The organism is Stenotrophomonas sp. WZN-1 (assembly GCF_002192255.1).
Lineage (GTDB): Bacteria > Pseudomonadota > Gammaproteobacteria > Xanthomonadales > Xanthomonadaceae > Stenotrophomonas.
Genome location: NZ_CP021768.1, coordinates 3534989 through 3557183, shown reverse-complemented (window position 1 = coordinate 3557183; position 22195 = coordinate 3534989). Strand labels below are relative to the sequence as shown.

The window sequence follows — 22195 nt, the reverse complement described above, 5'->3', positions numbered from 1 at the left end:
GGGCTGGCTGTTCAGGCCAGCGGCTGCCGGCTGACCGTAGCGCCGGCATATGACGCCCGGAAATGACCAGATACCTTTCTTAAACAACCTTTGGTTATAAGCTGGTGACGGCAATTGACCCTAGAGTGGACCTCCGCCCCACGCCGCCTGCCTGCCCATGACGCTGACCCAGCTGCGCTACCTGGTTGCCATCGCCGACGCCGAGCTGAACATCACGCTGGCCGCCTCGCGCGTGCACGCCACCCAGCCCGGCCTGTCCAAGCAGCTCAAGCAGCTGGAGGACGAGCTGGGTTTCCTGTTGTTCGTGCGCAAGGGCCGCAGCCTGGAGTCGGTCACCCCGGCCGGCACCGAGGTGATCGCCCGTGCCCGCGCGGTGCTGGCCGAGGCCAACAACATCCGCACCTACGCGGCTAACCAGCGGCGCGAGAGCCAGGGTCAGCTGATCCTGACCACCACCCACACCCAGGCGCGCTTCGTGCTGCCGCCGGCGGTGGCAGCGATCAAGCAGGCTTACCCACAGGTGAGCGTGCACCTCCAGCAGGCCGGTGAAGCCGATGCGCTGGATCGCTTGAACCAGGGTGATGCCGACATTGCGATCATCAGCACCGCTGGCGGTGAGCCGACCGATGGCATCGCGGTGCCGCTGTTCCGTTGGCGACGCCTGGTGGTGGTGCCCAAGGGCCACCCGCTGGATCGCGCCGGGCGCGCACCGGACCTGGCCGCGCTGGCCCGGCAACCATTGATCAGCTACGAATCCTCGACCCGCCCGAATTCGTCGCTGCAGCGCGCCTTTGCCGCACAGGGCCTGGTGCCCGACCTAGCCTTGACCGCGCTCGATGCCGACCTGATCAAAACCTATGTGCGCACTGGACTGGGCGTGGGCCTCCTGGCCGAGATGGCGGTCAGTTCCAACGATGAAGACCTGAAGGCGTGGCCGGCGCCCGCCCCCATCGCCGAGTGCATCGCCTGGGCGGTGCTGCCGCGCGACCGCGTGCTGCGTGACTACGCACTGGAGCTGGTGCATGTGCTGGCACCGCAGATCGATCCACGCGATCTGCGCAGGGTGCTGGATGGCAATCAGGTCGCCGCGTGGCCGGTGCCACCAACGTGGGAGTCACTCACCCAGACCATCACGGTGTGAGGTTGGTCGGGCAGGGCTTGCAGCCCTGCCGAACACCCCCGCGACGGGTGTCGCAAATGCCTGCGACGGTTCGTCGCACGGGCAACCCGGGACCCGGCTCTACACTAGCAGCGTGACCCGCCTGTCCCGCCCGCAGCGCCTTCTGCTCCAGCTCGCCGTTCTGGCGACGCTGCTGATGATGCTTGCGCCGCTGGTCAGTCGCGCGCTGCAGGCGCAGCCGATGGAGCGCGCGGCGATGGCCGGCATGGACCACGCTGCGATGGGCCATGACATGCACGACATGGCCATGGCCGGGCACGATCAGCACGGCACCGCGCCGGCAGAGCGCAACCGCCCGGCCGATCCCCACGCCATGCACGGCGAAGCCTGCGAATACTGCGTGCTGGCGATGCGCCTGCTGCCGTGGCTGGCGGTGCTGGTACTGCTGTTGCCGCTGCTGTGGCGACCGCGGCTGGTATTTCCCTGGTCACAACAGGTACCGCCTGCGCTGCGCTGGCCGGCGCATGCCGCGCGCGGGCCACCGCGTTTCTCCATCGTTCGCTGATGTCCCTATCGAATCTGCCGCACGACGCCTGACCGGGCGCCGTGCGCGCATGCGTACTTTGGAGCTGTTCCGATGAAAATGACTTCCCGCCCTGCGGGCGCCTGTGCGCGCCTGCCGGTTGCCCTTGGCCTGGCCGTGGCCGCATCACTGGCCCACGCCGCGCCAGCCGAAGAGGCGCGCACCCTGGACACGCTGGTGGTGACCGCCGCCGCACCGTCCTCGCCGCTGCACTGGGTGACCGACCCGCGCCTGCCGCGGCAGCCGGTGCCCGCCAGTGATGGCGCCGATTACCTGAAGACCGTTCCCGGTTTCTCCGCCATCCGCAACGGCGGCACCAACGGTGACCCGGTGCTGCGCGGCATGTTCGGTTCGCGCCTGAACATCCTCAGCAACGATGGCAACCTGATCGGTGCCTGCCCGTCGCGCATGGACAATCCGCTGTCCTACATCGCGCCGGAGAGCTTCGACCGGCTGACCATCATCAAGGGCCCGCAGAGCGTGCGCTGGGGGGCAGGTGCCTCGGCCGGCACCGTGCGCTTCGAGCGCGACACACCGCGCTTCGAGGAACCGGGCCTGCGTGCCGATGCCAGTGCGCTGGTTGGTTCGCGCAACCGCAACGACCAGGTGCTGGACCTGACCGTGGGCAACCCGACCGGTTACGTGCGCGCGAGTGGCAACCGTTCCGAAGCCGATGACTACAAGGATGGCAACGGTGATGTGGTGCCGTCGAAGTGGCGCAAGTGGAACGGTGACGTGGCTATCGGCTGGACGCCGGATGCCGACACGCTGCTGGAAATCTCCGCCGGTGCCGGTGATGCCATCGCACGCTACGCGGGACGCGGCATGGACGGGGCCGCGTTCGAACGCACCAGCTATGCCGCGCGCTTCGAGAAGCGCAACCTGCCGGGCGCGTGGGACACGGTGCAGGCCAACGTGTACTACAACGAGGCCGACCACGTGATGGACAACTACACGCTGCGCACGCCGAACCCGAACAGCATGATGCCGATGCCGATGGCCTCGAACGTGGATCGCCGTACCCAGGGTGGCCGGGTCAGTTCCGAGTGGCGCTGGCAGGACGTGCAGCTGGTGGCGGGTGTGGATGGCGAAGACAGCCGCCATCGTGGGCGCATGGGCATGGGCCGCGGCACCTACCGCCTGGCGGCGTGGGAAACCGATGCCAACTTCCGCCGCTACGGCGCGTTCACCGAGTTGACCCTCGGCGCTGGCACCGGCCAGCGCTGGATCAGCGGCCTGCGCATTGATCGCGCCAGCGTGCGCGACGAGCGGCAGTCGATCCGCGGGATGATGGGCAACCGGCCGAACCCGACCGCCGGCCAGCGTCGCAAGGAATGGCTCGGCAGTGGTTTCCTGCGCTACGAGCAGGACCTGGCCGACGGCCTGACCTGGTATGCCGGCCTCGGCCACAGTGAACGCATGCCCGACTACTGGGAGCTGTTCTCGCCCGACCACGGCCCGGCCGGTGCGGTGAACGCGTTTGCCGGCATCCAGCCCGAGCGTACGACCCAGCTTGACGTCGGCCTGCAGTACAAGGGGCCGCGCGTGCAGGCATGGGTTTCGGCGTACGCCGGGCAGATCCAGGACTACATCCTGTTCACCTACCACGGCAGCGGCATGATGGGCATGAGCCAGGCCAGCAACGTCGATGCGCGCATTGCCGGTGCCGAGGCGGGGCTGGAAGTGAGTGTGGCCGAACAGTGGAAGCTGGGTGGCACGCTGGCCTATGCCTGGGGCGAGAACCGCGACCAACAGCGTCCGCTGCCGCAGATGCCGCCGCTGGAAGCGCGGCTGAGTGCGAACTGGGAAGGCCAGCGCTGGAGCGCCGGTGCGCTGCTGCGTGCGGTGACCCACCAGCATCGTGTCGCAAATGGCCAGGGCAATGTGGTCGCACAGGACCTCGGGCCGAGCGCTGGCTTTGCCACCTTTGCGCTCAATGCCGCGTACCGTTTCAGTTCGCAGCTGCAGCTCAGCGCGGGTGTCGACAACCTGTTCGACCGTGCCTACAGCGAGCACCTGAATCTGGCGGGCAGCGCCGACTTCGGCTTCCCGGCCGATCCGGTGCGCATCAATGAGCCGGGGCGCAGCGTCTGGATGAAGCTGAATTACCGGTATTGAGGCAACGGGCAAAAAAACGGGGCCGGATCCCCGCCAGGATCCGTCCCCGCCCGACGCCCTCCGTCGGGCAGATTCGACTCTACGATGGCAACGCCCGTGGTGCACGGCTGGATACAACCCGACACACGCCGACACCGCCAAGGGCAGCCTTGCACGGAACGGGTTCAAGGCGCTATCACGGCTTCGGTTCCACGCTGGTAAACGCTTGGCACATACCGCTTTTGGGGGCGCTTGCCTACACTCGGCGGCCGTGGATCAATCAGGACCGTTCATGTTGGCTCGTATCGCTTCGACCCTGGCCCTTGGCCTCAGCCTGGCCGTGCTGGCCGGGTGCGCAGGCAAACAGGAGGCCGCCGCACGTCGGCAGGGAGAAGCGGTGCCGGTCACCGCGCAGGTCGTGCAGTCCCGTCAGTGGAGCGACACCCTGCAGGCACTGGGCACGGCCAAAGCGCGCGAATCGATCAGCGTGACCGCCAAGGTCAGCGAGATCGTCGAGAAAGTGCATTTCGAAAGTGGCCAGCACATTGCGGCCGGTGCACCGATCGTGACCCTGCGCGGCCAGGCCCAGGAGGCCGCGCTGGTGCAGGCGCAGGCCACCTTCCATGAAGCTGATCAGCTGTACAAGCGCCAGCGTGAGCTGGCCACCCAGCGACTGGTGTCCAGCGCCACGCTGGATACGCAGAAGTCGATCCGCGATGCCGCCGAAGCGCGCGTGGCGCAGATGCAGTCGGACATCGGTGACCGCCGCGTGCGTGCGCCGTTCGCCGGTGTGCTTGGCATCCGCCAGGTCAGTCCGGGCGCGCTGCTGACGCCGACCACGGTGATCGCCACGCTCGACGATATCGAGCACATGCACATCGATTTCCAGGTGCCGGAAGTGGAGCTGGCCGCGCTGGGCGTCGGTGACAAGGTCAGTGCCACCAGCGTGGCGTGGCCCGGCCGCACCTTCGAGGGCGTGGTCAGCACCATCGATGCGCGCATCGATCCGGCCACCCGTGCGGTGACCGTGCGCGCCGACTTCGCCAATGGCGACCATGCGCTGCGCCCGGGCATGCTGCTGGACGTGCGCCTGTTCCGCCCCGAGCGCCCGGCGCTGGTGATTCCGGAAATCGCCGTGGTGCAGGTCGGCCGCGATACCTACGTGTATCGCATCACCGCAGACGACAGCGTCGAGCGCGTGGACGTGGTGACCGGCGCACGCCGTGCCGGCGTGGTCGAGATCAGGCAGGGCCTGGAAGCGGGCCAGCGCATCGTGGTGGATGGCACCGGCAAGCTGCGCCCGGGCCTGAAGGTCGCGGCGAAGGACGCGGCACCGGCCAGTGGTGCAAAGCCCGCTGAAGCCGCTGCACCGATCGCGGCCGAGGGCCACGGCGGATGAAGCTGTCCGACATCTCCATCCAGCGGCCGGTGTTCGCCGTGGTGATGAGCCTGTTGCTGCTGGTGCTGGGCGTGATGTCCTTCACCCGCCTGACCCTGCGTGAACTGCCGGCCATCGATCCGCCAATCGTGTCGGTGTCGGTGGATTACACCGGTGCCTCGGCGGCGGTCATCGAAAGCCGCATCACCCAGGTGCTGGAAGACGCACTGGCCGGCATCGAAGGCATCGATACGATCAACGCGCGCAGCACCAACGGCCGCTCGCAGGTCAGCATCGAATTCACTTCCAACCGCGATATCGAAGCGGCGGCCAACGACGTGCGCGATGCGGTCAGCCGCGTGGCCGACCGCATGCCGGAAGAAGCACGGCCGCCGGAAATCGCCAAGGTCGAAAGCGATGCAGACCCGATCATCTGGTTCAACATGGTTTCCTCGACCATGGACACGCTGGAATTGAGCGACTACGCCGACCGCTACGTGGTCGACCGTTTCTCCAGCCTCGATGGCGTGGCCCAGGTCCGTATCGGTGGCCGCCAGCGCTATGCGATGCGGATCTGGCTGGACCGTGACCAGCTGGCCGCACGCGGCCTGACCACCGGCGACGTGGAAACCGCGCTGCGCAACGAGAACGTGGAGCTGCCGGCCGGCCGCATCGAGTCGACCGACCGCGACTTCACCCTGCGCGTGGAGCGCAACTACATCAAGCCCGAGGATTTCGCGACCATCCCGCTGGGCAAGGGCCGCGACGGCTACGTGGTACGCATGGGCGACGTGGCGAAGATCGAGCTGGCCTCGGCCGAACGCCGCGCGTACTACCGCAGCAACGGCGAGCCGGGCATCGGCCTGGGCATCGTCAAGACCTCCACCGCCAACTCGCTGGACGTGGCGCGCACTGCGCGCGCTGAAGCCGAGCGGGTGGCGCTGACCCTGCCCAAGGGTACGCAGATCTTCGTCGCCTTCGACAACACCACCTTCATCGAAGCCGCCGTGGATCGCGTCTACGCCACGCTGGTGGAGGCGATGATCCTGGTGCTGGCAGTGATCTGGCTGTTCCTTGGCAGCTTCCGTGCCGCGTTGATTCCGGCGGTGACGGTGCCGGTCTGCCTGGTCGCGGCGTTCATCGCGCTGTATGCGTTCGACTTCTCGATCAACCTGCTGACCCTGCTTGCCCTGGTGCTGTGCATCGGCCTGGTGGTGGACGATGCGATCGTGGTGGTGGAGAACGTGCAGCGCCGCATCGACCTGGGCGAGCCACCGCTGGTGGCGTCCAAGCGCGGCACTGCGCAGGTCGCCTTCGCGGTGATCGCCACCACCGCCGTGCTGGTGGCGGTGTTCCTGCCGGTCGGGTTCCTGGAAGGCAACACCGGGCGCCTGTTCCGCGAACTGGCGGTGGCGCTGGCCGCCGCCGTGGCGTTGTCCGCGTTCGTGGCACTGACACTGACGCCGATGATGGCCTCCAAGCTGCTCAAGCCGCACACCGGGCAAGCGCCACGTGGCCTGCATGGCTTCGTCAACCGCAACCTGGAACGCCTGGCGGGCGCCTATGGTCGCGTGCTGCAGCACCATGTCGATCGCACCTGGATCTACCTGCTGGTGATGGTGGCTGCGCTGGCCGCGAGCTGGGGCCTGCTCAAGCTGCTGCCGTCGGAACTGGCACCGGCCGAAGACCGCGGATCATTCCAGATCATGATCGATGGCCCGGAAGGCGCCGGCTACGACTACACCGTGCAGCAGGTGCAGCAGGTGGAAGCGATGCTGGCGCCGCATGTCGGCCCGGACAAGCCCATCGTGCGCGCCAACCCGCGCGTGCCGGGTGGCTGGGGCGCCAGCGAGGAAATGCACACCGGTCGCGTCAGCATCTTCCTGCAGCCGTGGCGGCAGCGCAGCGAAGGCACGCCGGAAGTGGCCAACGAGCTGCAGAAGGAACTGGATACCATCCGTGGCGTGCGCGTGCGCACGCAGGTCGGCGGAGGCCTGGTGCGCAGCGGCGGCCAGCCGTTCCAGATCGTGCTGGGTGGGCCGGAATACGCCGAGATCGCGCAATGGCGCGACCGCATCCTGCTGCGCATGGCCGACAACCCCGGCCTTGTCGGCCCGGACTCGGACTACAAGGAAACCCGGCCGCAGATGCGGGTGAACATCGACCGCCAGCGTGCGGCCGACCTCGGCGTGCCGGTCACCGCGATCGGTTCGGCGCTGGAAACCATGATGGGCTCGCGCCGCGTCACCACCTTCGTCGACAACGGCGAGGAATACGACGTGTTGGTGCAGGCCGGTCGTGACGGTCGCGCCAGCCCGGCCGACCTGGCGGCGATCCGCGTGCGTGCCACTTCCGGCGAGCTGGTGCCGCTGTCCAACCTGGTTACGCTGAGCGAAGTGGCCGAGGCCGGCACCCTGAACCGCTTCAACCGACTGCGCTCGATCACCATCAACGCCGGCCTGGCGCCGGGGTATCCGCTGGGTGAGGCCATTGCCTGGGCGCAGCAGGTCACGCGCGAGGAGCTGCCGCAGTACGCGCAGGTGAACTGGAAGGGCGAATCGCGCGAGTACCAGAGCGCCGGTGGCGCCGTGCTGCTGACCTTCGCCATGGCCCTGCTGGTGGTGTACCTGGTGCTGGCTGCGCAGTTCGAGAGCTTCATCCATCCGCTGACCATCATGCTGACCGTGCCGCTGGGCGTGCTCGGTGCGCTGGTCGGGTTGTGGGTCAGTGGCGGTACGGTGAACCTGTTCAGCCAGATCGGCATCGTGATGCTGGTCGGCCTGGCCGCGAAGAACGGCATCCTCATCGTCGAATTCGCCAACCAGCTGCGCGACGACGGCCGCAGCGTGCGCGAGGCGATCATCGAATCGGCGATGGTGCGACTGCGCCCGATCCTGATGACCTCGATCGCCACCGTGGTCGGCGCCATTCCGCTGGTCGTGGCCGGCGGCCCGGGTTCGGCCAGCCGTGGCACGATCGGCATCGTGATCATCTTCGGCGTGACTCTCTCGACGTTCCTGTCGCTGTTCGTGGTGCCGGCGTTCTACGCGCGGTTGGCGCCGTATACCCGCTCGCCGGAAGCGGTGAAGCGCGAGCTGGAGAAGCAGGAAGCGGAATCGCCATCGGTGGGTGGTCATGCCTGATCGGACCACAGTGCTGCGGGGCGACGGCTTCCAGCTGCGCCCCTGGCGCCCGGATGATCTGGAATCGCTGCTGCGCCATGCCAACGACGCCGAGGTGTCGCGCGGCCTGCGTGATCGCTTCCCGTACCCGTATACGCGCGAGGATGGGGAGGCCTTCCTGGCCGGCCGCGTGCTGGCCCCCGGCACCCTGAACCTGGCCATCGAGATCGACGGCCAGGCCTGCGGCAGCGTCGGTGCCCAGCAGGGCGTGGCCGAGCGCGGACACATGGCCGAGCTGGGCTACTGGCTGGGCCAGGCCTACTGGGGCCAAGGAGTGATGACCCGGGTGGTCGGCCTGTTCGCCCCCTGGGTGATGGACGAACTTCGCCTGTTCAGGCTGCAGGCCGGGGTGGTCGACTTCAATCTCGGCTCGGCCCGGGTGCTGGAAAAGAACGGCTTCCAGGAGGAGGGCGTAGACCGTTGTGCGGTCTACAAGCGCGGCGCGCTGCACGACCTGCGCCGTTTCGCCCGGGTGCGCACGCAGCTGCCCTGAACACGCGCGCAGGCGGCTGTGGCGCCGAGCATGGGCCCGGCCCTGCAAGACAGCGCTACCGCAGCGGCCTTCGATCAGGGAGAATCGACCGGTCCCTTCCAGCCGACGGGACGTCCTTACAACCCGCCGACTGGAGAGAGCGCGCGTGGAAGCAACCGTACACTTCATCAACAGCATCATCTGGAGCAAGGCACTGATCTTCGTGTGCCTGGGCGCCGGCCTGTTCTTCAGCCTGCGCACGCGCTTCATGCAGATCCGCGGTTTCCTCGAGATGTGCCGCCTCACCGTCAAGGGCGAGAAGTCCGACGCCGGCGTGTCCTCGTTCCAGGCGCTGGCCATGTCGATGGCTGGCCGCATGGGCATCGGCAACATCGCCGGCGTGGCCACCGCCATCGCCTTCGGTGGCCCCGGTGCGATCTTCTGGATGTGGGTGATGGGCTTCCTCGGCGCATCCACGTCGTACGTGGAATGCACCCTGGCGCAGATCTACAAGACCAAGGATGCCGAAGGCCGTTACCGCGGTGGCCCGGCGTACTACATCGAAAAAGCCATGGGCCTGAAGTGGTACGCGTTGGCCTTCGCCATCGCCACGATCATCGCCGCCGGCTTCCTGATGCCGGGCGTGCAGGCCAATGCCATCGCCGACAGCATCATCAATGCCTGCCGTGGCACCGCGCTGTGCGGTCCGTTGGACGGCCAGACGCTGGGCATGGAATCGGTGCAGGCGCTGAAGCTGGGCATCGGCATCGTGGTCGCGCTGCTGCTGGGCGTGGTGATCTTCGGCGGCGTCAAGCGCATCGCCAACTTCGCCGAGGTGGTGGTGCCGTTCATGGCGGCGGCCTTCATCCTGACCGCCATCGTCATCATGGTCATCAACTACGACCGCGTGCCGGAGATGTTCGGCATCATCTTCAAGAGTGCCTTCGGTACCCACGCCGCGTTCGGCGCGATGATGGGCCTGGCGGTGGAGTGGGGCATCAAGCGCGGCATCTATGCCAACGAAGCCGGCCAGGGCTCGGGCCCGCATGCGGCGGCCGCTTCGGAGGTTTCGCACCCGGCCAAGCAGGGTTACGTGCAGGCCTTTGCCATCTACTTCGACACCATGATGGTGTGCACCGCCACCGCATTCCTGATCCTGGCCAGCGGCACCTACAACGTGTACTCGCCGGTGGAAGGCGCGCCGCCGCTGTTCCAGGGCCTGGCCGGCATTCCGGAAGGCGCGGGCTATGCGCAGGCCGGCGTGGAAGCGGTGCTGCCGGGCTGGGGTTCGGCGTTCGTATCGATCGCCATCTTCTTCTTCGCCTTCACCACCATCATGGCGTACTACTACATGGCCGAGACCAACCTCAGCTATGTGAACCACAACAGGAAGCGCCCGCTGACCGTGCTGGTGCTGCGCCTGGGCATCATCGGCATGGTGGTGTTCGGCGCGTTCCACAATGCGACCCTGGCCTGGGCGCTGGGTGACATCGGCGTCGGCCTGATGGCTTGGCTGAACATCATCGCCATCCTCATCATCCAGAAGCCGGCGATGCTGGCCCTGCGTGACTACGAACGACAGAAGAAGCTGGGCCTGGATCCGGTGTTCGACCCGGATGCCCTGGGCATCAAGAACGCCGATTTCTGGCGCCAGCGCAAGCAGGAGAGTGTGTAAGTGAACAACCCTTGGAACAACCGCCGCCCGTCCGCCCGTCCGCCGCGCGCAACACCGTTGCCGCGCCCGGAGGGGCCGGCAACGGGCGGTGGTGGGCGCGGTGGCAGCGACGAGCTGCGCCTGTATGGCCTGAATGCCGTGCTGGCCGCGTTCGAAGCGCGGCCGCAGGCACTGCGCAAGCTGTACCTGCTGGAGGCGCGCATTCCGCGCCTGCAGCCGCTGCTGAAGTGGTGCGTGGCCAACCGCGTCGGATACCGCGTGGTTGAGGACGGCGATCTGAACAAGCTTGCCGGCACCACCCACCACGAAGGCGTGGTGGCTGACGTGCTGCGCGCACCGGCACTGCCGCTGGCGCAGTGGCTGCAGCAGGTCGGTGACGGTCCGGCGCTGGCATTGTGGCTGGATGGCGTGGGCAACCCGCACAACCTCGGCGCGATCCTGCGCTCGGCCGCGCACTTCGGTGCCAAGGCGCTGCTGCTGCCGGCCGGCAGCACGCTGGCGCTGTCCGGTGCCGCCGCGCGCGTGGCCGAGGGCGGTGCCGAGGCGGTGCCGCTGGTACAGCTGCCGGAGACCGCTCAGGCGATGGCACAGCTGCGTGCCGCCGGTTTCGGCCTGGCCGCGACCCTGGTGGAGGGCGGTGACGACGTGTTCCGCACCGCGCTGCCGCAACGCCTGGTGTATGTGATGGGCGCCGAAGGCGAGGGCATGGACCGCAGCCTGGCGGGTGCGTGCGACCTGCAGGTCTCGATTCCCGGCAGCGGCGCGGTGGAGAGCCTGAACGTCGCCTCGGCCACGGCGGTGTTGCTGGCGCAATGGGCGAGCCGTTGCGACGATTGACGCGGCTGTTTCATGGCGTGGTGACCTGGAACCCGGCCTCGTGGCCGGGTTTTTTGCGCGGGTCCTGCAGGACCCCTGTGTGATCACGCGGGTCGCATTCTGGATGCCACCTGCAAAACATGCTGATTGCGACCGATCACGATGCATCAAGCATGCTTGATGCGTGAGTACGCACTTTTAGAATTTGTCTCATTGTTGAGCCGCATCCCGCATCGCACGGTGGACCTCCATCCAACGTCGAACAGGAGTGGTTCCCATGCATCGAATCCAACACCACGCAATGCGCGCATCCGTGCTGCTGGTGGCGTGCGCGCTTGCAGCCCCCGCGGTGCAGGCCGAAGAGCGCAGCCTGGACGGGGTCAATTTCACCGGGCCGTTGATCACCCCCAATCCGGCCGGCCTGCCGCAGGGCAACTGGTACATCGAACCCTATCTGGTGCGGGTCGACAGCCGTGCCCACTACGACAACAACGGTGATCGCCGCCGGAGTGCCGAGCACAGCGGCGCATGGGCCACGGTGGTGCCGATCATCTATGGCTTCAGCGACCGGGTGATGGGCCAGGTCAATCTCAGTGCCTCGCGCTCGGAGTCCGGCAGTGCGCGCAGTAGCGGCTTCCGTGCCGGTGATACCACCGCGCGGCTGCAGTACCTGCTGCAGGCGCCGAATGCCGATGGCACCCGTCCGGCCATCTCGGTTGCACTGGTGCAGCGCTTCAGCACCGGCAGCCATGACCGCATCACCGGCAATCCGCTCGATGCGCAGGGCGACGGCGTGCAGCGCACCACCGCAGCGCTGGGCGTGCAGCAGGTGGTGTGGCTGGGCAATGACCGCCCCGTGCGCTGGCGCGCTCAGCTCAGTGCCGGGCCGGCTCCGTCGCGCACCGCCATTTCCGGCACCAGCGTCTACGGCACCGATGACAGCTTCCAGGGGCATATCTCCCGCGGGTCGGTGCTGGGCCTGTCGGTGGGTGCCGAGTACAGCTTCAATTCGCGCTGGGTGGGCGTGATGGAGGTGGCCGCCAGCCGCGAGACCGGCCAGCGCCTGAGCGGCTTCGCACGCAACAGCAGCGGTGCGATCGAACGGATCGAAGAGCATCGCCCGGCCAGCCGCAGCGTCACCCTGGCGCCGGCCGTGGAGTACCACTTCAGCCCGTCACTGGGCCTGATCGCCGGTGTCGAGTTCAGCGTGGCCGGTCGCAACACCGGCCGCATCATCAGCCCCCAGGTCGCCCTGGGCATGTTCTTCTGAGGGGCCGCCGATGAACATCGAATCCATCGTCAACGCGATCCTCGGCATCGTCTGGAGTCCCTACCTGGTGGTGCTGTGCCTGCTCACCGGCCTGTACTTCAGCGTGCGCACGCGCTTCATCCAGTTGCGGGCATTGCCGGACATGCTGCGCCTGATGTTCCGTCATGAGCGTTCCGATGCCGGCGTCTCGCCGTTCCAGGCGTTGTCCCTTTCGCTGTCCAGCCGCGTGGGCGTCGGCAACATCGCCGGCGTCGCCATGGCCATCGCCTTCGGCGGCCCCGGCGCGATCTTCTGGATGTGGATCGTTGCCTTCCTCGGTGCGTCCAGTGCCTTCGTCGAATCCACGCTTGCGCAGATCTACAAGGATCGCGATGCCAAGGGCCAGTACCGCGGCGGCCCGGCCTACTACATCGAAAAAGGCCTCGGCCAGCGCTGGTATGCGGTGCTGTTCGCACTGGTGACCGTGCTTGCGGGCGCGATGCTGGCCGGCACGCAGTCCAACGCGATCACCAGTGCGGTCAACGAAGCCTGGGATGTGCCGGTGATGACCACTACTGCGGTATTGCTGGTGGTGCTGGGCGCGATCCTGATCGGCGGCGTGCGCCGCATTGCGCGCGTGGCCGAATGGGTGGTGCCGCTGATGGCCGTGGCCTACCTGCTGGTCGCGGCGCTGGTGATGGTGCTCAACGCGGAGAAGGTGCCGGAGGTGATCATGCTGGTGCTGCGCAGTGCCTTCGGCGTGGATGCAGCGTTCGGCGCAATGATCGGTACCGCCATCCAGTGGGGCGTGCGTCGCGGCGTGCTGTCCAACGAGGCCGGCATGGGCAGCGGCGCGCATCCGGCCGCTGCCGCGGAGGTCTCGCATCCGGTCAAGCAGGGGCTGGTGCAGTCGTTCTCGGTCTACATCGACACCATGGTGGTGTGCAGCGCCACCGCGTTCCTGATCCTGTCCACCGGCCTGTACAACGTCTACGACCCGGCGGTGAACGGCATTCCGGATGAGGCACGCCTGCTGCTGGGCAACCTGCCGGGCGTCGAGGCCGGGCCGCGCTTCGTGCAGCATGCGGTGGAATCGGCGCTGCCTGGCTTCGGCCGCTCATTCGTGGCGCTGGCGATCCTGCCGTTCGCGTTCACCACCATCCTGGCGCTGTACTACATGGCAGAGACCAACATCAGCTACCTGTGCCGTGATCGTCCGGCGCCGTGGGTGGTAAGCATGTTCCAGCTGCTGTTCCTGGCGGCGACCGGCTACTCGGCGGTGAACAGTGCAACGGTGGCCTGGTCGCTGGGCGATATCGGCGTGGGCCTGATGAGCTGGTTGAACATCATTGCCATCCTGCTGCTGCAGAAGCCGGCGTTGGCGGCGCTGCGCGATTACGAGCAGCATCGCCAGGCCGGCAAGGATCCGCTGTACAACCCGAAGCTGCTGGGTGTGCGCAACACCAGCGTGTGGCAAGGCTGACAGGACTGGGGTCGGATCCCTCGCCAAGGCGAGGGCTCTGACCCGCGCCTTGGCCCGGTGAGTGCGTCTTTGCCCGGTGGGTGCGACTTTGCCTTGTGGGTGCGAACCTCGGTTCGCACCGCTCTTCCCGCTGTGCTCGCCGGGCATGGCCCGGCGCAGCGCATCATTCGTTCGGCGGCGTGGTCGCCTTGGCCTCGCTGCCGAAGCTGCCATCGGCTTCCGCCGCCAGGTACGCGAACACGGTGTATGCGGCCACGTTCTGCGCCAGCGCCTTCGGGTCGATCTTGTCCAGCGTGTCGTCGGCGGTGTGGTGCAGGTGGAAGTAGTCCGAGCCATCCTGCGCCAGCCACGCCCACGCACCGCCCTTGGCAGCCAGCGGGCCGACGTCCGGGCCAGGGCCGCCCTTGTCGGCCTGGTACTCGATGCCCAGCGGCTTCATCACCTCGGCAATCTGCTTCGTTGCCTCGCGCGAGCCTTCCGGGTTCGGCGAACCGGTGTTGAAGGCATAGATGCGGCCGGCACCGAAGTCGCTCTCCGCAGCCAGCTGGTGCAGGGCCACGTCCTTGGCGTGTGCCTCGGCATAGGCCTTGCCGCCGTACAGGCCCTGTTCCTCGTTGGCGAAGGCGATCACGCGGATGGTGCGCTTCGGCGCCTGCTTCAGCTGGCCGATCAGGTGGCCGGCAGCCATGGTGATGCCCACGCCCGCGCCGTCATCCACCGCGCCGGTGCCCAGGTCCCACGAATCCAGGTGACCACCGATCACCACCACTTCCTTCGGCAGGCTGCGGCCGGTGATCTCGCCGATCACGTTGTACGAGGTGGCGGTGCCGTCCCAGCCGCAATCCAGCGCCACCTTCACCGTGGTGCTGCCACGGGCCAGCAGGCGCGCCAGCTGGTCGGCATCCGGCACCGACAGCGCCGCCGATGGCACCGGCGTCAGGCCATCGTCGAAGCGGGTGATGCCGGTGTGCGGCACGCGGTGCGAGTCGGTACCTGCCGAGCGCATCAGGAAGCCGACCGCGCCCTTGCGGATCGCCTCGGACGGGCCCTTGCTGCGGATCGCGCCGCCACGGCCGTAGTCGCGGCCATCGCGGAAGGGCAGCATCTGGTAATCGACGAAGGCGATCTTGCCCTTCAGCGAACCCGCCGGTGCGGCCTGCAGCGCGGCCAGGTCGGCGAAGCGCACCACCTCGGCTTCCACGGTGCCGCCCGGGCTGCCGCCCAGTGCCGTGATCTGCAGCGGCTGCGGGTTCCTGCCGGTCACGGCGGCCTGTTCGCTGCGGCGCTCCCACTTCGGGAACGTCACCGGCTCCTTCCACACCTTGTCGAAGCCGAGGGCCTTGAACTTGGCCTCGGCCCAGGCCACGGCGCGGGCGTCGGCCTCGCTGCCGGCGATGCGTGGGCCGATCTCGGTGGTGAGCGATTCGACCACCTTCCAGCCGGTGTCATCGGCCAGCGCCTGGTCGCGCAGCTGCGCGGCAGTCGCCAGCGAGGCGGGGGGCAGGGTGGTGGTGTGCGGGGCCGCGAAGGCCGGGCCGGCCAGCAGGGCGAGGGAGGATGCGATGGCAAGGAGGCGGCGACGCATGGACAACTCCGGGAAGGGACCTAAGCCTTGGAGCTTAACAGTCGTTCAGTCCGGCGCATGGGCGGGAGGTCATGGCTGGCGCGAACGCTGTTTTCCGCCATGTCCGGCAAAGCGAAAGCCCCGCCGGGGCGGGGCTTTCCCATGCTTCTGCGGTAGCGCCGGGCCATGCCCGGCGAGCGCAGCGGCAAGATGGCGTCCCGCCGGGCATGGCCCGGCGCTACCGCCTTATTTCTTCAGGCTGTCGCGGATCTCGCGCAGCAGCACCACTTCCTCGGCCGGTGCGGCCGGGGCGGCTTCCTGCTTGCGCGACAGGCGGTTGATCGCCTTGACCACGATGAAGATGGCGAAGGCCACGATCAGGAACTGGATGACGGTATTGATGAAGTCGCCGTAGCCAACCACCACAGCCGGAATCTCCTTGCCATCAGGCCCCAGGTGAGCCGGCGACAGGGTCCAGGCCAGGCTGGAGAAGTCCACGCGGCCGATCAGGTAGCCCAGCGGCGGCATGATGATCTTCTCGACCAGCGCGGTCACGATCTTGCCGAAGGCCGCGCCGATCACCACGCCGACGGCGAGGTCGATGACGTTGCCGCGCATCGCGAATTCCTTGAACTCGGTGAGCATTCCCATTGTTGTTTTTCTCCGGTGGGGAAGTGGACAGCGCGCAGGGTAACGCAGGTGGTGTCAGCCGGCGATCACGCCGTGGCGCTCGGCCACGTTTTCCAGGCGGGCACTGAAGCGGTCGCCGGGCTTCAGTGCAGCCACCCCGGACGGGGTGCCCATGAACACCAGGTCGCCGGCACGCAGCTGCCACAGCTTGGACAGCTCATGCAGGATCTCCGGCACGTTCCAGATCATCTGGTCGAGCAGCGCCTGCTGGCGCACCTCGCCGTTGACCTCCAGCGACAGGTTCAGCGCGGCCAGATCGCCGACTTCCTCGGCGTGGACGATTTCGCTGATCGGCGCGGAGGCATCGAAGCCCTTGGCCGCATCCCACGGGTGGCCCTTGTCCTTGGCCGCGGCCTGCAGGTCGCGGCGGGTCAGGTCCAGGCCGACGGCGTAGCCATAGACCAGCGCATCGGCGTCGGCCACGGCCAGCTCGCCGGCGGGCGCATCGCGGCCGATCGCCACCACCAGCTCCACTTCGTGGTGCAGGTTGGCAGTTGCCGGCGGGTAAGGGATGGCATCGTCGTGGCCGACCACGATGGCGTCGGCCGGCTTGCTGAAGAACATCGGGCGGCCGCGGTCATCGGCTGCCGGCACCGCCGCGCCCATTTCGCGGGCGTGGTCGGCAAAGTTGCGGCCGACACAGTAGATGCGGTGTACGGGGAAACTGCCGCCGCCGGCTACCGGAACACGCGGCAGGGCTACGGCAGGAATCACATCGGAGACATCGGACATGCGGGCATCCAGGAAGGGCGTGCCCGCAGTCTAGAACGCATGGCGCCCGCCGTCAGCGGGCGCGGAAGGCCTGGATCAACGCGAGGCCGGCAACACCGGCTTGCGCACCACGCGGTACTCGCCTTCGACCACGGTCGGGTCGACCGGACGGGCAACGCCCGGCTTGCGCGAGGCCAGCAGCTTCCACGCCAGGCCGACCAAGATCATTGCCGCACCGACGAACACACCGATGAACACCATTGCCGCCAGGATCGCCAGGCCAAGCAGGCCCACGGCTACGCGCACCAGCGGGTGGCGCGGCTTGCGCGGCGCGAACAGGGTGCGGAACTGGTTGAAGGCGGATGCGCGATTGAACATGGCGGCTCGATAGGCTGGGATCAGCGAAACCAGAGTATCGGGACGCGCCACTGTCATTGAGTGAAAAACTCGTTAAATATAGCCTGTGCTTATTACGGATCAATGACTTGTGTTCATGTCGCAGCCAGTCACCTGAGTGGGCGTGCGACAATGTGGGTTTATTGTCCGAGCCTTCGCCATGACTGCCGCTGCTGCCTTGATCGCCCTTGAAGCCATTGCCGATGGCGCGTTTGCCGAGGTCGAAGCGGTGGTCGATGGCGATGCCGAATCGTTGGTGCTGTACCGCGACGGCGCGCAGGTGCGCGCGTTCCTGAACATCTGCCCGCACGCTGGCCGCCGCCTGGACTGGGCCCCGGGCCAGTTCCTGAAGAGCCGCGAGGGCCACCTGGTGTGCGCCGCGCATGGCGCCTCGTTCGCGCTGGACAGCGGCGACTGCATCGCCGGCCCGTGCAAGGGCGACCGCCTGCGCGCGGTGCCGGTGGACGTGCGCGACGGGCAGGTGTACCTGGCCTGATGCCAGGCGATATTGCTTGAGGTGGGTGCGGACCGTTGGTCCGCACGCCCTGCTGCGGACAAGCCTGGTGCGAACCAAGGTTCGCCCCCACAGGATCAATGGGTATCCACATCAATGGGTATCCAGAGATTCATCCACCGACAGATCGACGGAAATTGTCGAAGGCGGGGTGGGTCCGGTTGCGGGGGTGTGAGCGGCATGGATGCCGCGACCAAGCCCCCATGGATGGGTTTACGGCGTCCCCCGCAACCGGACACGCCCCGCCATCCCCCAGGAAACTAGCTTTTGACGTTGACGTTGCTTCTGCAGGTGCAGGGCGCAGCCCTGCCAACAAACCCCAACCTCAAAACATCAGGTTGATCATCAACACCACCACGCAGGTGTAGATCAGCGACAACGGTCCGCCGACCCGCCACATCTCGCGTGGGGTGTAGTTGGCCGGGCCGGTGATCATCGAGATCACCGGGTTGGAGGCCGTCATCAGGTTGTTGGACGCCGACAGCGCCACGATCAGCGCGAACGCGGTCGGGTTGCCACCGGCCGCCAACGCCAGGTTCACCGCGATCGGCACCATCACGATGGTCGCGCCCACATGGCTGATCACCAGCGAGAACGCCGTGGTCAGCAGCGCCAGCGCCACCTCCAGTACCCACACCGGTATGCCGGTCGGCAGCTTGTCGATGGTGTGGCCGGCCACCCACGCCGCCGCGCCACTGGAGTCCATCGCCCAGCCGAGCGGAATCAGCCCGGCCATCATGAACACCGTCTTCCAGTTGATCGAGGCATAGGCCTCGTCCATGCGCAGCACGCCGGTCAGCAGCATGCCGGCCACGCCGGTCATCAGCGTCAGCGCCACCGGCAGCTTGCTGGTCAGCGCGATCAGGATGGTCAGCGCGAAGATCGCCATCGCGATCTTGAACTTGTGCGGGCGCTGCTCGCCAGTCGGGTAGTCGGTCACCACCACGAAGTCGCGGCTGCGGGCGGCCTGCGCCAGGTCAGTCCAGATGCTGTGGAACACCAGCATGTCACCGGCACGCAGCTGCACGTCGCGCACGTCCTCGCGGATCACCTGCTTGTCGCGGTTGATCGCCAGCAGGCTGATGCCGCGCTCCTTGCGCAGGCGCAGGTCGGCCGCACTCTTGCCGATCACGTTCGAGGTCGGCGGCACCACCGCCTCGGAAATGCCGGCGCGGCTGGGGTTGAACAGGTCGCCCAGGTGCTTCAGGCGCGAGGACATGCGCAGGAACTGGTTCTGCGCGAAGTCGCTGATCTGCCCGCGCGGGCCCATCGCACCGAGCACGCTGCCGACCCAGATGCGCATCTCCGCCGGCGGCGCGAGGCGGGTGTCATTGCCGGTCTTCAGGGCCAGCAGCAGCGGCGCGTCGTGCAAGGTTTCGGCTTCGCCCAGGGTCATGCCGACCAGCGGGCTTTCGGCGGTCACCACCAGCTCGAACACATCGCCTTCGATGCCATAGGTCTTGGCGAAGTAGCTCTCGGTGCGCGCCGGGGTGACCCCGTCGTTGACCAGGCTTTCCTCTTCGATCAGCTTGCGGTCGCCGTAGTAGCGGAAGTACAGCAACGAGGCGATCAGCAGCGCCACGCCGATCGGCAGCGGCGCGAACATGCGCAGCGGCTCGATGGTGGCCAGGCCGGAAGGCAGGTTGTTGTTGGCGGAGGCCAGCAGATCGTTCAGCAGGATCAGCGGCGAATTGCCGACCATGGTCAGCGCGCCGCCCATCACGATCGCCGCCGAGATCGGCAGCAGCAGGCGCTGCATCGTCAGCCCGGTGCGCGCCGCCAGTCGCGAGGCGACCGGCAGGTACAGCGCCATTACCGACGGGTTCTGCATGAAAGAGGAATTCAGGCCGGCAATGGCCGTGGTCATCATCAGCAGACGCTGCTCGACACCGTGGCCGCGCCGCAGCAGCCAGGCGGCCAGCCGGTTCAGCGCCCCGGTGCGGTCCAGGCCCGCACCGAGGATGGTGGTGGCGATGATGCTCATCACCGCGTTACCGGAGAAACCGCCGAAGATCTCCTCCGGCGCGATCAGGCCGGTGACGCCGAGCACCACCAGCACCACCAGCGCCACCACGTCGGCGCGGATGCGCTCGAACAGGAACATCGCCATCGTGAAGCCGACCAGCCCGAGCACGAGCTTCATGTCGTTGGTCAGCGTCAGCGCGGTATCCATGTGGGGCGCAGTGTCCTCAGGCGATCGTCAGGTGCGGTCGTACAGCAGGTCCCAGACGCCGTGGCCGAGCTTCTGGCCGCGGGTCTCGAAGTGGGTCTGCGGGCGCCAGTCCGGGCGCGGCACGCTGCCACGCGGGCCGGCGCGGTTGACCAGGCCGGCGGTGGCATCGAGCACGTCCCACATCTGCTCAGCGTAGTCTTCCCAGTCGGTCGCGCAGTGCAGGCGGCCACCCGGGCGCAGCTTGCGCACCAGCAGGTCGGCGAACGCCGGCTGCAGCAGGCGGCGCTTGTTGTGGCGCTTCTTGTGCCACGGGTCCGGGAAGTAGATGCGCACTTCATCGAGCGCGCCGTCGGCGATCTCGTTCTGCAGCACTTCCACCGCATCGTGGTGGTACAGGCGCACGTGGTCGGCGTTGTCGTCGGCCAGCGCGTTCAGCAGCCGGCCCACGCCGGGCGCGTGCACTTCGATGCCGATGTAGTCGCGTGACGGGTCGTGTTGGGCGGCGAAGCGCAGCGCGGCACCGTTGCCGAAGCCGATTTCCAGCACCTTGTGCGCTGGGCGGCCGAAGGTGGCGTCCAGGTCACGCGGCTGGCCGTTGTAGTCGATGCCGAAGCGCGGCCAGCGTTCGTCGAACGCGCGCTGCTGGGCGGGAGTGAAGCGTCCCTGGCGCAACACGAAGCTGCGCACCTCGCGGCGGCCCTCGCTCACGGTGAAGGGCTTGGGCGGAGCCTTGGAACCGGCGCTGTCGAAAGGATTGGTCATCAGCCGATCAGCCCATCCACCGGGGAGGAAGCGCTGGCGTAGCGCTTGCGCGGAATGCGCCCGGCCAGGAAGGCCTCGCGGCCGGCCTCGACCGCCTTGCGCATCGCACTGGCCATCAGCACCGGGCTGCGCGCGCCGGCGATGGCGGTATTCATCAGCACGCCGTCGCAGCCCAGCTCCATCGCGATCGCCGCGTCCGACGCGGTGCCCACGCCAGCGTCAACAATGATCGGCACCTTGGCGTCTTCGATGATCTGCAGCAGGTTGTACTTGTTCTGGATGCCCAGGCCCGAGCCGATCGGCGCGGCCAGCGGCATCACCGCAGCGCAGCCGATCTCTTCCAGGCGCTTGGCCAGGATCGGGTCGTCGGAGGTGTAGACCATCACCTCGAAGCCGTCCTTGACCAGCTGCTCGGCCGCCTTGAGGGTCTGCATCACGTCCGGGTAGAGGGTCTTCTGGTCGCCCAGCACTTCCAGCTTGGTCAGGTTGTGGCCGTCCAGCAGCTCACGGGCCAGGCGGCAGGTGCGCACCGCGTCCTCGGCGGTGTAGCAGCCGGCGGTGTTGGGCAGGATGGTGAAGCGCTCCGGCGGCAGCACGTCCAGCAGGTTCGGCTCGCCCGGGTTCTGCCCGATGTTGGTGCGGCGGATGGCCACGGTGACGATCTGGGCGCCAGCGGCCTCGGTGGCCAGGCGGGTTTCTTCCAGGTCCTTGAACTTGCCGGTGCCGGTCAGCAGCCGCGAGCCATAGGTCTTGCCGGCGATCACCAGCGAATCGGGGGAGACATGAACGTTCATGGCGCGATTATCGCCTATCCGCCTGAAGATGGGGTCACGTGGAGGGCGGGGTCGAGTGTGGGGTCAGATCCCTTTGCCACCGGCAAAGGGGTCTGACCCCTGAACACCCGCGCAGGCCTCAACCCCCGCCCAGCGCGTGCACGATCTCCACCACATCGCCTTCGGCCAGGACGTGCTCGCCGTGGCGGCTGCGGCTGACGATCTCGCCGTTGACCTCCACCGCCACCCGGCGCTGCAGCAGCTGCTCGGCCAGCAGCAGGTCATGGAGGGTCGCCGAAGCGGGCAGGGTGCGGGATTCGCCATTGAGCTGGATGTTCATCCGCGCATTGTCGCTGATAGCCCGCCGGGATCGGAACGTTTGCAATTTGAACCGGGCGCCAGCTCTGGCACAGCCTGTTTTGACGTGGTCGGGCGACAATCCATGCGGCGGCGCAGCGTGAGCAAAACGCGGCGCAGTGAAACCATTCACCGTGCGCCGGCGTACGTCCGCCGGGTCCTCAACGATTTCCCCACAGGAGTTTCTTACATGCTGCTCA

At 67.5% G+C, this 22195-nt stretch carries 19 protein-coding genes; 11 read left to right on the top strand and 8 right to left on the bottom strand.

Translation table 11 applies throughout. From position 1 onward, the window contains the following. Positions 1–157 precede the first annotated feature (157 nt). From CCR98_RS16685 to CCR98_RS16640, 10 genes are all read left to right on the top strand, one after another. On the top strand, positions 158–1141 hold the full coding sequence (locus CCR98_RS16685; protein ID WP_087923477.1) for a LysR family transcriptional regulator: 984 nt from the start codon (positions 158–160) through the stop codon (positions 1139–1141). Between the two features lie 112 nt (positions 1142–1253). Continuing rightward, on the top strand, positions 1254–1685 hold the full coding sequence (locus tag CCR98_RS16680; RefSeq protein ID WP_087923476.1) for a DUF2946 family protein: 432 nt from the start codon (positions 1254–1256) through the stop codon (positions 1683–1685). A gap of 72 nt (positions 1686–1757) precedes the next feature. Next, entirely contained in the window at positions 1758–3821 is a 2064-nt protein-coding gene (locus tag CCR98_RS16675) for a TonB-dependent copper receptor (RefSeq protein WP_087923475.1), read from the top strand. Positions 3822–4092: 271 nt separating this feature from the next. Beyond that, a complete protein-coding gene (locus tag CCR98_RS16670) occupies positions 4093–5199 on the top strand; it encodes an efflux RND transporter periplasmic adaptor subunit (RefSeq protein ID WP_087923474.1) in 1107 nt (368 codons plus the stop codon). Then, positions 5196–8321 (top strand): efflux RND transporter permease subunit, encoded by a 3126-nt coding sequence (locus CCR98_RS16665; RefSeq protein WP_087923473.1) that lies wholly within the window; start codon positions 5196–5198, stop codon positions 8319–8321. The genes CCR98_RS16670 and CCR98_RS16665 overlap by 4 nt, the downstream gene beginning before the upstream one ends. Continuing rightward, positions 8314–8853 (top strand): GNAT family protein, encoded by a 540-nt coding sequence (locus CCR98_RS16660; RefSeq protein ID WP_087923472.1) that lies wholly within the window; start codon positions 8314–8316, stop codon positions 8851–8853. The genes CCR98_RS16665 and CCR98_RS16660 overlap by 8 nt, the downstream gene beginning before the upstream one ends. A 145-nt stretch (positions 8854–8998) precedes the next feature. Then, positions 8999–10507 carry an alanine/glycine:cation symporter family protein gene (locus tag CCR98_RS16655; RefSeq protein WP_087923471.1) on the top strand — a complete coding sequence of 503 codons (1509 nt, stop codon included), beginning with the start codon at positions 8999–9001 and terminating at the stop codon, positions 10505–10507. Next, positions 10508–11344 (top strand): TrmH family RNA methyltransferase, encoded by an 837-nt coding sequence (locus tag CCR98_RS16650; protein WP_087923470.1) that lies wholly within the window; start codon positions 10508–10510, stop codon positions 11342–11344. It abuts the gene before it with no gap. A 256-nt stretch (positions 11345–11600) separates the two neighbouring features. Continuing rightward, positions 11601–12593: a hypothetical protein gene (locus CCR98_RS16645; protein ID WP_087923469.1), complete on the top strand. Its 993-nt coding sequence runs from the start codon at positions 11601–11603 to the stop codon at positions 12591–12593. 10 nt (positions 12594–12603) lie between these two features. Next, on the top strand, positions 12604–14055 hold the full coding sequence (locus CCR98_RS16640; RefSeq protein WP_087923468.1) for an alanine/glycine:cation symporter family protein: 1452 nt from the start codon (positions 12604–12606) through the stop codon (positions 14053–14055). Between the two features lie 163 nt (positions 14056–14218). Here the strand turns inward: CCR98_RS16640 and CCR98_RS16635 are convergent, their stop codons facing one another. From CCR98_RS16635 to CCR98_RS16620, 4 genes are all read right to left on the bottom strand, one after another. Then, on the bottom strand, positions 14219–15640 hold the full coding sequence (locus CCR98_RS16635; protein ID WP_087923467.1) for a M28 family peptidase: 1422 nt from the start codon (positions 15638–15640) through the stop codon (positions 14219–14221). A 225-nt stretch (positions 15641–15865) separates the two neighbouring features. Continuing rightward, positions 15866–16270 carry a large-conductance mechanosensitive channel protein MscL gene (gene mscL, locus CCR98_RS16630; RefSeq protein WP_087923466.1) on the bottom strand — a complete coding sequence of 135 codons (405 nt, stop codon included), beginning with the start codon at positions 16268–16270 and terminating at the stop codon, positions 15866–15868. 54 nt (positions 16271–16324) lie between these two features. Then, positions 16325–17041, bottom strand: a complete 717-nt coding sequence (locus CCR98_RS16625; protein ID WP_019660190.1) for a fumarylacetoacetate hydrolase family protein — start codon at positions 17039–17041, stop codon at positions 16325–16327. A gap of 75 nt (positions 17042–17116) precedes the next feature. Further along, the gene (locus CCR98_RS16620) at positions 17117–17398 is read right to left on the bottom strand and encodes a hypothetical protein (protein WP_005410817.1); all 282 of its coding nucleotides are present in this window, start codon (positions 17396–17398) and stop codon (positions 17117–17119) included. Positions 17399–17576: 178 nt separating this feature from the next. Between CCR98_RS16620 and CCR98_RS16615 the strand changes: the two genes are divergently transcribed. Next, on the top strand, positions 17577–17912 hold the full coding sequence (locus CCR98_RS16615) for a Rieske (2Fe-2S) protein (RefSeq protein WP_087923465.1): 336 nt from the start codon (positions 17577–17579) through the stop codon (positions 17910–17912). Between the two features lie 343 nt (positions 17913–18255). On the opposite strand, the gene CCR98_RS16610 is transcribed toward CCR98_RS16615, so the two are convergent. The 4 genes from CCR98_RS16610 to thiS all read right to left on the bottom strand — a co-directional run bounded on the left by CCR98_RS16610 (position 18256) and on the right by thiS (position 21978). Beyond that, the gene (locus CCR98_RS16610; protein WP_087923464.1) at positions 18256–20103 is read right to left on the bottom strand and encodes an SLC13 family permease; all 1848 of its coding nucleotides are present in this window, start codon (positions 20101–20103) and stop codon (positions 18256–18258) included. A gap of 27 nt (positions 20104–20130) precedes the next feature. Further along, complete coding sequence (gene trmB, locus CCR98_RS16605; RefSeq protein ID WP_008268324.1) at positions 20131–20865, bottom strand: tRNA (guanosine(46)-N7)-methyltransferase TrmB; 735 nt, start codon at positions 20863–20865, stop codon at positions 20131–20133. Further along, the gene (locus CCR98_RS16600; protein ID WP_005418798.1) at positions 20865–21659 is read right to left on the bottom strand and encodes a thiazole synthase; all 795 of its coding nucleotides are present in this window, start codon (positions 21657–21659) and stop codon (positions 20865–20867) included. The genes trmB and CCR98_RS16600 overlap by 1 nt, the downstream gene beginning before the upstream one ends. Before the next feature lie 118 nt (positions 21660–21777). Next, on the bottom strand, positions 21778–21978 hold the full coding sequence (gene thiS, locus CCR98_RS16595) for a sulfur carrier protein ThiS (protein ID WP_087923463.1): 201 nt from the start codon (positions 21976–21978) through the stop codon (positions 21778–21780). Positions 21979–22195: the final 217 nt, after the last annotated feature.